Raw genomic sequence first — 12,569 nt, 5'->3', positions numbered from 1 at the left:
CAACGGTCGGCACCCACCGAGGATCCGAACCTGCCGACCAACGGTCGGCACCCACCGGAGATCCGAACCTGCAGTAGATCCACGCCATGCGTGGATGGCGCGTCAACCGTCAGGGCACAGGCTGGGCAAGGATGCGACGCACCGAGCGCCCGCCCTGCGTGATCACATCATCCACCTGCCAGCAGCCCTTGCCCTGGCGGACCATCGGCAGGCGGGTCACATACGGCTTTTTCCACACCGAATAGCGCAACTCGACCTGGCCGACCGTGGCTGACGTTTCGTTCCAGCCGTAGCGTACCGGGCCCTCGATGTCGCCATCCTGCGCATCCAGCCACGGGTCCGAATCGATCGTGCAGATGCCTTCTTCGCGCGCCTGGCAGGCACGTTCTTCGCGCAGCGCCTTGCCGAAGGCCGGGCTGACCAGCGCGCGCGGCGCATCCAGCACGTACCCCGCATCGCCGGAGGTGGCCTCGAAGAATGCCCGCGCCACGCCCACGGCATCCTCGCAGGCCGGGGCGGCCTGGGCGGCGGGGGCCAGCAGCAGGCCGGCGATCATGAACATGCCTGTCTTTCGCATGGGTTTCATTCCTTGTGCAGGGGCAACGCCGGGCATGGCCCGGCGCTACCGAGGGAGCGCCGGGCGCGGCGGGTATTTGTCCAGGGGTAGCGCCGGGCCATGCCCGGCGGCTACGCGGCGCGGCGGGCTTACAACCCGTACCGCTCGATCACATCCAGGTGCGGCTGGCGTTCCTGGTCGCAGGCTTCGGCCAGGCGCAGCCAGCACTGCGGGTGCTGCCACTGGGCGGTGTGCTGCTGCAGGAACCGATGCAGCGCCAGCGGCGCGTGGTCCTGCGGCTGGGCCACGGTGAACAGCAGCCCCGGCAGCGTGCCCTCTTCGGAGTCCGGGTCGGTCACGGTGTAGTCGGCACGGCTGTGCCCCCAGATCTGCCAGCCCTGCGCCTGCGCCGCTTCCACCAGCGCATCCCACGCGGCTTCGCCGGGGTGCGCGCCATCAATCAGCCAGCTGCGCGCGAAGCCGCCGCGCTCCAGCACGTGTACCTGCGCATAGGTGGGAATGAAGTGCTGGCGCGCTTCTTCCTCTTCCGGCGCGGGGTGCACCAGCGCGGCATCGAACACCACCCAGTCGCCCACCTGCTGGGCACGGTTGGCCGGCGCGTTTTCCACGATGCGCGCGGTTACCGGGCCGGTGCGGCGCGCGTAGTACTCCATCGGCTCACCCTGCTCTTCGCTGCGGATGATCACCCAGCCCCACGGCTCTTCCACCACGCCGTCCTGGCTGGACAGTTCCATGCCGATCGCCGCGGCCGAACGGCGCACGGCATCCCAGTCGCGCGCGGCGCTGGCGGCGCTCATGTGGTCCCAATGCGCGGCGTTGGGGTCCTCCTGCAGCTCCACCAGCTGCGCGTAGCAGGCCTGCGCCTCGCTGAAACGGCCGGTTTCCATGTACATGCGGGCCAACGTGCCACGCGCACCGTGCGAACCCGGCGACAGTGCCAGCAGCTGCGTGGCCGCCTGTTCCAGCGCCGGCCAGTCGGACACCCGGCGCGCCCGCTGCACGTCGCACCAGTGCGCGAACACCGGCACGCTGCTGCGGTATACATCGGCCAACTGGCGCAGGCCCTCGTCATCGCCCTGCTCGGCCAGCCAGCGCATCAGCGTGTAGGCGGCCGGGCCGTCTTCCTGCACATGCGCGCGCACGAACTGCCACAACAGCGCGCGCGCTTCGTCCTGCGCACCGCAGGCGTACAGCGCCGAGGCGGCCACTTCGGCCAGCCCTTCATCGTCGGGGCACTGCGCGTGGCCCTGCAGCAACCACTGCGCCTCGCGCTCGGGGTCGCGCGACTGGTTCTGCTGGCCCTGCGCTTCCAGCCACGGCAGCAGTTCGGCGGCGGGCACCGGCAGCGGCGCGGCCTCGGGCAGTGCATCGATGCGCGCGGCCAGCGCGGCCACCTGTTCGGCGGCACCGCGGTCCTGGCGCAGCTGTGCCAGGTGCGTGCGGGCCAGCCGCAGCTGCCGCTGCGCGACCCAGCGCGCGCCACGCTGCAGCGCCAGCTCCAGGCTCAGGGCGGCCATTTCAATCACCAGCCGGTGCGCGCCCACGCGCGCGAAGTGTTCGATGATGGTGTTGAAGCGCGTGCCCAGATCCCAGGTGTTGCGCGCCGGATCACGCTGGCACAGGATCGCCACCGTGTTGGCCCACATGCGCCAGGTATTGGGGGTCAGCTCGCTCCACGGCACCAGCTGCTGCAACGCTTCTTCGTCGCGGCCCAGCTGCGCCAGCGCCCAGGCACGCGACAGGCGGCGCGGCACGGTGCAGTTGGCCGGTTCGTACTCGCCAGCGGCGGCCACTTCGGCCTCGCGCTGCTCGATCAGCACCAGCGCTTCGTCGGCACGGCCGGTGGCCAGCAGCACCTTGATCTGCATTTCCGGGAAGCTGTCGAACACTTCCTTGCCGCGCGCCTTGATCGCATCGGCCTGCGCCTGCAGGTAATCCAGCGCGTCCTGGCCGCGGCCATCGTCCAGCAGCGCATCGGCTTTTTCGCAGCTCAGGCACTGGAAGCACGCCCAGCTGGGATCGATGCGGGCCAGGGTCTCATCGCACACTTCAATGCGCTCAGGCACCCAGCCCGGGCCATCGATGTTGCCATAGCAGGCGGCCAGATCCTGGGTCACGCAGATCGACTGCGGGCAGTCCAGGGTGTCGGCACGGTGGGCGCGCTCGAACAGCGCCACCGCTTCGCCCAGCGCACTCTCGCCTTCCACGCGGTTGCCCACGCGGTTGCGCAGCGCCCAGTGGCCCACGTAGACATCCACCCAGGGGTTGTCCAGCGCCTTGCCCAGCGCACGCGCCTCGGGCAGCAGCGCATCCACGCGGTCCACCTGCAGTTCGCTCACCTCGTCGGCCAGGCGGGTCAGCAGGTGCGCGTTCTGCGCCTGCCCGGCCTGGCGCAGGTCTTCCTGCAGTTTTTCAACCCAGTTCCAGATTTCCATGATGTGCAAGTCTCCTGTCTAGCGAAGGCTGGATGAGAAAGTGAGCGGTACTCAGCGCAGCATCTGCTGCAGGGCACCGGCAATATCGGCGAAGGCGGCGTTCAGATCGGGCGTGGCTGTGCTGGCATCGCGCGCCAGCGGGCGCCCCTGCGCGGACACGATGATCTTCAGCGAACGCAGCAGGCGTGCTGCGGCGGGCGCCTGCGCATGGCCGGCGCGTTGCGCCTGCAGCAGCGCCTGCACCGCCGGGTTGTCCAGGTTCACGTACAAGCGCGACGGCGCGCGCGCTTCGATGCGCGCGGTGAACTGCCGCGCCAGGCGCAGCGCGGCCATCGACACGCGCTTGTCGTTCTCATCGTCTTCCAGGCGCTGTTTCAGCTCCGCCTCGCGGTCGGGTACCACCACCACCGGCAGCGCCTCGGGGGTGAAGCGCGCCGGCAGCAGCTGCTCGCCATCGCTCAGGTGCTCGCGCAACCAGGCCAACTGTGTGTCATCCAGGCTGTCATCGCTGCGGAACAGCGCGCGGTTGCCCTGTTCGGTGCCCAGCTCCACCAGGCGCAGGCCCTTGGCCTGGGTCCAGCGGCGCAGGAACGGCACCACCGCGTAGCGATGGCCGTGTGCCACCGGCACGCCCATGGCACGGAACAGCATCTCTTCGAAGCCGCCGCCGTTGTCGAGGATCACGTGCACCGCGCCGCGCGCCGGCAGCGCGCTGGCCGGCAGATCGCCCTGCGAGGTCGGCACGCGCACGTGTTCCAGCAGCAGGTCGAACAGACGGTCGTCGCACAGCGCTGCGCCCAGCAGGGCCTCGTTGTGGCGGCTGAGCACGCGGCGCCAGGCTTCCGGCTGCTGCCGCGCCACATCGGCCAGACCGTCGATCAGCGCTTCCAGCAGCGCGTGCTGCACGGCGCGGTAATGGTCGTCGCGCTGCAGGTCCTCGCGGCTGGCGGTGGGGGTCAACCGCGACGATTCGATCACCCCGCCGATGAAGCCGGCCCACGGCGGCAGCAGGTCGCGCGCATCGTCGTCCAGCAGCATGCCGCGCACGAACACCGACAGGTTGCGGTTGTCGCTGGTGCCGTAGGTGGCGCCATCCTGCACCCACAGCAGGCCAGTGGCGTCACTTTCCGCATCGGCGCGCAGCGGCACGGTCACGATGGGTTCGAAGTCGTGTTCGAAGCGGGCGGCGAACTGCAGCGCCTGGCGCCGCGCCTGTACTGGGTGCAAGGCCACATCGCCCTGTGCGCGCCACGGCGGCGGCTCGGGGTTCAGCGCTTCGGTAGCGGCGCCAATGAAGATCGGTTCGGACAGCAGCGCGCAGTAGCGGCCCAGCACTTCGTACAGCCGCGCCTCGTTGGCCAGCGGCAGGAAGTCCGGGTGCAGCTCCAGCTCCACTTCGGTGCCGACCGCACGCGCCGGCACTTCGCTCACCGTGTACTGCTCGGCGTTGCTGGACACATACAGGTGGCCCAGTTCGGGCGTCTGGTACGAGGTGGTGCGCACGCTCACCCGCCGCGCCAGCACGAAGGCCGACAGGAAGCCCAGGCCGAACATGCCGATCAGGCCGTCCTGGTCATCGCCGCCCTGGCGCAGGCCGCGGGTGTAGCCCACGCCCACCGTGGCCAGGTAATCGTGGATTTCCTGGCGGGTCAGGCCGGCGCCGGTATCGATGATGCGCAGCACGCCGGCGGCGGCATCGACCTGCACATCGATGCGCGAGGGCAGATCGCCACCGGTCTGTTCAATGCGGCGGCGGATGATGGAATCGTGCGCGTTCTGCACCAGCTCGCGCAGCGCCACCATCGGGGTGGAATACAGGTGCTTGCCCAGCACCGTCATCAGTCCATTGAGATCGACCCCGGCCCGGCGGATTTCGGCGGCGGGGGTGGTCAGCGTCGGGTCCTGCATGTAATCGGTTACTCCTTGCCACACAAGGCGTCACGGGGCGCCATCGTCGAGCCGGGGAAACTAGCACAGGCACGCTGACCGTTGCTGTGCCGGGCGTTGGATTCCGCACCCCGGCGGGGGACCAGCCCCGGTAGAGTCGAGCTTGCTCGACTGCTCCCCAGCCCCGGTAGAGTCGAGCTTGCTCGACGCTCTTGCCTCGACGCGAAAGGCAGTCGAGCAAGCTCGACTCTACAAAGGCAAAACCCGGCGCATCGCGGCCCATCCATCCAGGCAAAGGCAAACCCACCGCATCGCGGCGCGTCCGTCCAGGCAAAGGCAAACCCGGCGCATCGTGGCCCGTCAATCCAGGCAAAGGCAAACCCGGCGCGGCCGCCGGTAGCGCCGGGCCATGCCCGGCGGCATGCCTCACGCCGCGTCGATCGCTTCGGACAGCCGCTCCACCGCGATCACTTCCATGCCCTTCACGCTGCCGCCCTTCGGCGCGTTGGCCTTGGGCACGATGGCGCGCTTGAAACCATGGGTGGCCGCTTCGCGCAGTCGGTCTTCGCCGTTGGGCACCGGGCGGATCTCGCCCGACAGCCCCACTTCGCCAAAGGCAATGGTCTTTTCCGCCAGCGGCCGGTCCTGCAGCGACGACAGCACCGCCAGCAGCACCGGCAGATCGGCGGCGGTTTCCTGCACGCGAATGCCACCGACGACATTCACGAACACGTCCTGGTCGCCCACCAGCACCCCGCCATGGCGGTGCAGCACCGCCAGCAGCATGGCCAGGCGGTTCTGCTCCAGGCCCACGGCCACGCGGCGCGGGTTGGACAGCGGCGAGGCATCCACCAGCGCCTGCACTTCCACCAGCAGCGGGCGGGTGCCCTCGCGGGTGACCATCACGCAGCTGCCCGGCTGGTGCGCGCTGCTGCCGGACAGGAAGATGGCCGACGGGTTGGACACTTCCTTCAGGCCCTTGTCGCCCATGGCGAACACGCCCAGCTCGTTCACCGCGCCGAAGCGATTCTTGAACGCACGCAGCAGGCGGAAGCGACTGCCGCTTTCGCCTTCGAAGTACAGCACCGCATCCACCATGTGTTCCAGCACGCGCGGGCCGGCAATACCGCCTTCCTTGGTCACGTGGCCGACCAGGAACACGGCGGTACCGGTTTCCTTGGCAAAGCGCACCAGCCGTGCCGCGCTTTCGCGCACCTGGCTGACCGACCCCGGTGCGGCGGTCAGGGTTTCGGTCCACAGGGTCTGCACCGAATCGGCCACGATCAGGCGCGGGCCGGCCTTGCTGGCGTGCTGCATGATCGACTCGACACCGGTCTCGGCCAAGGCATTCACGCCATCCAGCGGCAGCTCCAGCCGGTGCGCGCGGCCGGCCACCTGGGCCAGCGATTCCTCACCGGTCACGTACAGCACCGGCAGTTCGGCGGCCATCTTCGCCACCGCCTGCAGCAGCAGGGTCGACTTGCCGATGCCCGGGTCGCCGCCGACCAGCACCACCGCGCCCTCCACCAGGCCGCCGCCCAGCACGCGGTCGAACTCGCCAATGCCGGTGCTGACCCGGCGGTGCTCGGTCTGCTGCACGTCCTTCAGCGCGGTGATCTTCGGCGGATCGATCTTGCCCACCCAGCCATTGCGACGGGCTGCGGGGGCCTTCGCCGCTGCGGCGCTTTCCAGCACGATTTCCGACATCGAGTTCCACGCCCCGCATTCCGGGCACTGGCCTTGCCATTTGCTGGAATCGGCGCCGCATTCGTTGCAGACGTAAGCGGTGCGGGCCTTGGCCATCGGAAATCCTGCGTGGTGAACGGTGAAGGAGGATAGCCGAGCGCGGTCGCAGGCGCTGCGACAGACCGCCCGGCGCCCCCCGCCTACACATCTCCAAATACGAGATGAACATCACACTTTTTAACTGCTAAGGTTCAGCCCCCTGCCGCCGCTATAGTTCGCGGCTTCATGCCTGCCCTCCCCGCTTTCCCTGAAGGACCCGCAATGACTGGCACTTACAGCCAGAGCCTGGTTGCTTTCTCGCTGTTGGTGGCCATTCTCGCTTCGTACACCGCCCTGGACATGGCCGGCCGCCTGGCCACCGCGCAGGGCCGGGTGGCCCGCTGGTGGCTGATCGGCGGCGCATCGGCCATGGGGCTGGGCATCTGGTCCATGCACTTCATCGGCATGCTGGCCTTCAAGCTGCCGATCCCGATCGGCTTCGACCTGGGCATTACCCTGTACTCGCTGGCGGTGTCCATTGCCGCCTCGGCCTATGCGCTGTGGCTGGTCTCGCGCCCGGAACTGCCGCGCCGGCGCCTGCTGGCCGGTGGCACCCTGATGGGCCTGGGCGTGGCCACCATGCATTACCTGGGCATGGGCGCCATGCGCATGCAGCCGGGCATCGACTACGACCCGCTGTGGTTCGCGCTGTCCATCGCCGTGGCCATCGGCGCCTGCACCGCCGCGCTGTGGATCGCCTTCCGCCTGCGCCGCGAAGACCAGCGCACCCTGCCGCTGCGCATTGCCGCATCGGCGGTGATGGGCCTGGCCATCGTCGGCATGCACTACACCGGCATGGCCGCTGCCAGCTTCCCGGCCGGCAGCATCTGCGGCGCGGTGATCGACGGCGGCATTGAATCGCACTGGCTGGCGGTGCTGGTGATCGTCACCACGCTGGGCGTGATCGGCATTGCGCTGGTGGCCTCGCTGTTCGACCGGCAGATGCGCGTGCGCACCGGCCTGCTGGCCGAATCGCTGGAAAAGGCCAACGACAAGCTGCTGCAGGCCGCCCTGCATGACCCGCTTACCCAGCTGCCCAACCGCATGCTGCTGCAGGACCGCATCGAGCAGTCGATCGAAAAGGCGCGCCGCCGCGGCCATGCGCTGGCGGTCATGTTCTGCGATCTGGACGGCTTCAAGGCGGTGAACGATGCCTACGGGCACCAACTGGGCGACCGCCTGCTGGTGAAGATGAGCCAGCGCGTCAGCGCCCTGCTGCGCCCGCAGGACACTTTCGCCCGCCTGGGCGGCGATGAGTTCGTGATCGTGCTGGCCATCGACGAACCCGACGACGCGGTGGTGGTGGCCGAGCGCATCATTGCCGCCGTGGCCGAACCGTTCCTGATCGATGCGGCCGAACTGCAGGTCAGCGCCAGCCTGGGCATTGCGCTGTACCCGGACGATGCCACCAGCGAACGCGAACTGATGGCCCATGCCGACGCGGCCATGTACCACACCAAAGAAGGCGGCCGGAACGGCTACACCTTCTTTACCCCGTCCATGCAGGTGAGCGCGAACCGCCAGCTGCGCCTGCTACAGGACCTGCGCCGCGCCACCGAACGTGGCGAACTGCTGCTGCACTACCAGCCCAAGTTCGTGGCCGCCGGCACCCCGGCGGTGGGCGCAGAAGCGCTGCTGCGCTGGCAGCACCCGGAACTGGGCATGCTCAGCCCGGACGTGTTCATTCCCATTGCCGAGCGCAGCGGGTTGATCCTGCCCATTGGCGATTGGGTGCTGGACCAGGCCTGCGCGCAGCTGCGCGCCTGGCACGATGCCGGCCAGCACGACTGGACCATGGCGGTGAACCTGTCGCCGCTGCAGTTCTCCTCGCCGGCGTTGCTGGAGAGCGTGCGCGCTGCGCTGCAGCGGCATGGCATTGCGCCGGAGCGGCTGACGCTGGAGATCACCGAAACCACAGCGATGAAGGACGTGGAAGCCAGCCTGGTGATCCTGAACGACCTGACCGCGATGGGCGTGCATATCGCCATTGATGATTTCGGCACCGGCTATTCCAGCCTGTTGTACCTGAAGCGCATGCCGGCCACCGAACTGAAGATCGATCGTGCGTTCGTGCGCGAGCTGGAACAGAACGCCGAAGACGCGGCCATCGTGTCGTCGATCGTGGCGCTGGGCCGTTCGCTGCAGCTGCAGGTGGTGGCCGAGGGCGTGGAGACCAAGGAACAGCAGGATTACCTGAGCGGGCTGGGCTGCGACCAGCTGCAGGGGTACCACCTGGGCAGGCCGATGGCCGCCGACGAGTTCCTGCGCAAGGTGGGTTGAACCGCGCGGGGTCGGATCCCTTGCCACAGGCAAGGGCTCTGACCCCATCTGCATTGCGCGCGCCGCCATCCACGCATGGCATGGATCTACCCGCCGGGCATGGCCCGGCGCTACCCCATCCACGAGCGCACGAGCGGCGCGAACGGCGGGGTCGGATCCCTTGCCGCGGGCAAGGGCTCTGACCCCATCTGCATCGCGCGCGCCGCCATCCACGCATGGCATGGATCTACCCGCCGGGCATGGCCCGGCGCTACCCATCCACGAGCGCACGAGCGGCGCGAACGGCGGGGTCGGATCCCTTGCCGCAGGCAAGGGCTCTGACCCCATCTGCATCGCGCGCGCCGCCATCCACGCATGGCGTGGATCTACCCGCCGGGCATGGCCCGGCGCTACCCCATCCACGCGCGTACGAGCGGCGCGGCCGGCGGGGTCGGATCCCTTGCCGCAGGCAAGGGCTCTGACCCCATCTGCATCGCGCGCGCCGCCATCCACGCATGGCGTGGATCTACTCGCCGGGCATGGCCCGGCGCTACCCATCCACGAGCGCTCGAGCGCCCCCTTCCCCGCCGCCAACGAAAAAGGCCGCCCCGAAGGGCGGCCTTTTCGTCTGTGGCAACGTCGCGAAGACGTCAGTGCATCATGTGCACGTTCATGTTGTGCATGACCCACAGGGTACCGGCCACGATGATGCCGATCACCACCACGGTGAAGGCAGCAGCGTTGACGTTCCAGCGGCTTTCCGAAGAACGGTCCAGGTGCAGGAAGAACACCAGGTGCACCAGCATCTGCAGCACCGCGGAAACCGCGATCACCACACCGCTTACGGTACGCGAGAAGTCGCCCGACATCACCACCCAGAACGGGATGACGGTCAGCACCACCGCCAGCACGAAGCCGATCAGGTACGACTTCACGCTGCCGTGGCTTTCGCCGCCGGTGCCGTGGTCGTGTGCATGGTTGTCATGTGCCATTACAGCGCTCCATTGAGGTAGACGACGGAGAACACGCCGATCCAGATCAGGTCCAGGAAGTGCCAGAACAGGCTCAGGCACGCCATGCGGGTCTTGTTGGTCGGGGTCAGGCCGTACTTCTTCAGCTGCACGAACATCACCGCCAGCCACAGCAGGCCGGCGCTCACGTGCAGACCGTGGGTACCGACCAGGGCGAAGAACGCCGACAGGAAGGCACTGCGGTCAGGGCCGTAGCCCTGGTGGATCAGGTGGTTGAACTCCCACACTTCCATGCACATGAAGCCGAAGCCCAGCAGCCAGGTGATGGCCAGCCACAGGTACATCTGGCCCACCTGCTTGCGGTGCATGGCAATCATGCCCAGGCCGAAGGTCAGCGACGAGGTCAGCAGCAGCGCGGTTTCCCACGCCACGAACGGCAGCTCGAACAGATCCTTCGGGGTCGGGCCGCCGTCATTTCCGCCCACCAGCACCACGTAGGTGGCAAACAGCGAGGCGAAGATGAGGCAGTCGCTCATCAGGTACACCCAGAAACCGAAGACGGTGTTGCCGCCGGTGTCGTGGTGCTCGTGGTCGTCATGGCCATGGGCCGCCGCATGCGCGGCGTGCCCGTGGCTCAGGGTCGAGGTATTGGTGCTCATGCCTTCAGCTCCGACTTCACCAGGCCCTGGGCTTCCAGGTGCTTGCGGTGTTCGTTCTCGATGCGTTCCACCTCGGCGGCCGGGACCCAGTAGTCCACGTCCTGGTCGAAGGTGCGGTAGATGAACGTGGCGATCATGCCGACGAAGCCGACGATGGCCAGCCACCAGATGTGCCAGATCATCGCAAAGCCAAACACCAGGCTGAAGGCACCGATGACCACACCCGTGCCGGTGTTGCGCGGCATGTGGATGTCGGTGTACTTGGCCGGCTTCGGCCAGGCTTCACCACGCTGCTTGCGCTCCCAGAAATCGTCCAGCTCGGTGACTTCCGGCAGGCTGCCGAAGTTGTAGAAGGCCGGCGGCGAAGAGGTTTCCCACTCCAGCGTACGGGCATCCCACGGGTCGCCGGTCAGGTCGGCGGTCTTCTTGCGGTCGCGGATCGACACAGCCACCTGGATGATCTGGCACAGGATGCCGGCACCCACGATGAAGGCACCTGCGGCAGCCACCAGCAGCAGCGGCTCGTAGGCCGGGTTCACGGTGCTCTGCAGGCGACGGGTCATGCCCATGAAGCCCAGCACGTACATCGGCATGAAGGTCACATAGAAGCCGATGAACCAGCACCAGAAGGCACACTTGCCCCAGAACTCGTTCAGGCGGAAGCCGAACATCTTCGGCCACCAGTAGGTGATACCGGCGAACATGCCGAACACCACGCCGCCGATGATGACGTTGTGGAAGTGGGCGATCAGGAACAGGCTGTTGTGCAGCACGAAGTCGATGGCCGGGATCGCCAGCATCACGCCGGTCATGCCGCCGATGGTGAAGGTGACCATGAAGCCGATGGTCCACAGCACGGGCGTGGTGAACTGCACGCGACCGCGGAACATGGTGAACAACCAGTTGAAGATCTTCACGCCGGTGGGGATGGAGATGATCATCGTCGTGATGCCGAAGAAGGCATTGACGTTGGCACCCGAACCCATGGTGAAGAAGTGGTGCAGCCACACGATGAACGACAGCACGCCGATGCAGGCGGTGGCGTAGACCATGCCCTTGTAGCCGAACAGCGCCTTGCGCGAGAAGGTCGCGATCACTTCGGAGAACACGCCGAAGGCCGGCAGCACCAGGATATAGACTTCCGGGTGGCCCCAGATCCAGATCAGGTTGATGTACAGCATGGCGTTGCCGCCACCATCATTGGTGAAGAAGTGCGTACCCAGGTAACGGTCCAGGGTCAGCAGCACCAGGGTGATGGTCAGCACCGGGAAGGCGGCGACGATCAGCACGTTGGTGACCAGCGCCGTCCAGGTGAACACCGGCATCTGCATCAGCTTCATGCTGGGGGTACGCATCTTCAGGATGGTAATGAAGAAGTTGATACCGCTCAGCGTGGTACCCAGGCCTGCGACCTGTAGACCCCAGATGTAGTAGTCCATGCCGACGCTTGGACTGTATTCGATGCCCGACAATGGCGGGAACGCCAGCCAGCCGGTGGCGGCGAATTCACCGATCCACAGCGACAGCATGATCAGCACCGCACCGGCCACGAACAGCCAGAAGCTGAGCGAGTTCACGAACGGGAACGCGACGTCGCGCGCACCGATCTGCAGCGGCACGGCCAGGTTCATCAGGCCGGTGATCAGCGGCATGGCCACGAAGAAGATCATGATCACGCCGTGGGCGGTGAAGATCTGATCGTAGTGGTGCGGCGGCAGGTAGCCTTCCGAACCGCCCACTGCCAGCGCCTGCTGGGTACGCATCATGATGGCGTCGGAGAAGCCGCGCAGCAGCATGACGAAGGCGACGATCAGGTACATCACGCCGATCTTCTTGTGGTCCACCGAGGTGAACCACTCCTTCCACAGGTAACCCCACAGCTTGAACTTGGTGATCAGGGCCATCACGCCCAGACCACCCAGTACTGCACCGACCAACGTCGTCAGGACGATCGGATCGTGGGGGATCGACTCAATAGAGAGTTTTCCCAACATGT

At 67.3% G+C, this 12,569-nt stretch carries 8 protein-coding genes; 1 reads left to right on the top strand and 7 read right to left on the bottom strand.

Annotation, left to right across the window (positions count from 1 at the left end):
- Positions 1-109: 109 nt before the first annotated feature.
- From C1931_RS06035 to radA, 4 genes are all read right to left on the bottom strand, one after another.
- A complete protein-coding gene (locus tag C1931_RS06035; RefSeq protein ID WP_108755709.1) occupies positions 110-577 on the bottom strand; it encodes a hypothetical protein in 468 nt (155 codons plus the stop codon).
- A gap of 128 nt (positions 578-705) precedes the next feature.
- Entirely contained in the window at positions 706-3,012 is a 2,307-nt protein-coding gene (locus C1931_RS06030) for a tetratricopeptide repeat protein (protein WP_108757667.1), read from the bottom strand.
- Positions 3,013-3,063: 51 nt separating this feature from the next.
- Entirely contained in the window at positions 3,064-4,920 is a 1,857-nt protein-coding gene (locus C1931_RS06025; protein WP_108755708.1) for an ATP-binding protein, read from the bottom strand.
- 405 nt (positions 4,921-5,325) lie between these two features.
- Positions 5,326-6,702, bottom strand: coding sequence for a DNA repair protein RadA (radA, locus tag C1931_RS06020; RefSeq protein ID WP_108748968.1), 1,377 nt, complete (start codon positions 6,700-6,702; stop codon positions 5,326-5,328).
- 204 nt (positions 6,703-6,906) lie between these two features.
- On the opposite strand from radA, the gene C1931_RS06015 reads away from it, so the two are divergent.
- Positions 6,907-8,964, top strand: coding sequence for an EAL domain-containing protein (locus C1931_RS06015; RefSeq protein ID WP_108755707.1), 2,058 nt, complete (start codon positions 6,907-6,909; stop codon positions 8,962-8,964).
- 629 nt (positions 8,965-9,593) lie between these two features.
- Here the strand turns inward: C1931_RS06015 and cyoD are convergent.
- Genes cyoD through cyoB form a run of 3 tightly spaced genes read right to left on the bottom strand, consistent with a single transcriptional unit; the run spans position 9,594 to position 12,567 of the window.
- Positions 9,594-9,935: a cytochrome o ubiquinol oxidase subunit IV gene (cyoD, locus tag C1931_RS06010; protein ID WP_108748966.1), complete on the bottom strand. Its 342-nt coding sequence runs from the start codon at positions 9,933-9,935 to the stop codon at positions 9,594-9,596.
- Positions 9,935-10,573, bottom strand: a complete 639-nt coding sequence (cyoC, locus tag C1931_RS06005; RefSeq protein ID WP_108748965.1) for a cytochrome o ubiquinol oxidase subunit III — start codon at positions 10,571-10,573, stop codon at positions 9,935-9,937. Before cyoC ends, cyoD begins: the two co-directional genes overlap by 1 nt.
- Complete coding sequence (gene cyoB / locus C1931_RS06000) at positions 10,570-12,567, bottom strand: cytochrome o ubiquinol oxidase subunit I (RefSeq protein WP_108757666.1); 1,998 nt, start codon at positions 12,565-12,567, stop codon at positions 10,570-10,572. The genes cyoC and cyoB overlap by 4 nt, the downstream gene beginning before the upstream one ends.
- Positions 12,568-12,569: the final 2 nt, after the last annotated feature.

It is taken from the genome of Stenotrophomonas sp. YAU14A_MKIMI4_1 (assembly GCF_003086855.1).
Classification (GTDB): Bacteria; Pseudomonadota; Gammaproteobacteria; order Xanthomonadales; family Xanthomonadaceae; genus Stenotrophomonas.
Note: the sequence above shows the minus strand (reverse complement) of the source record. Positions and strands in the feature narration are given on the sequence as shown.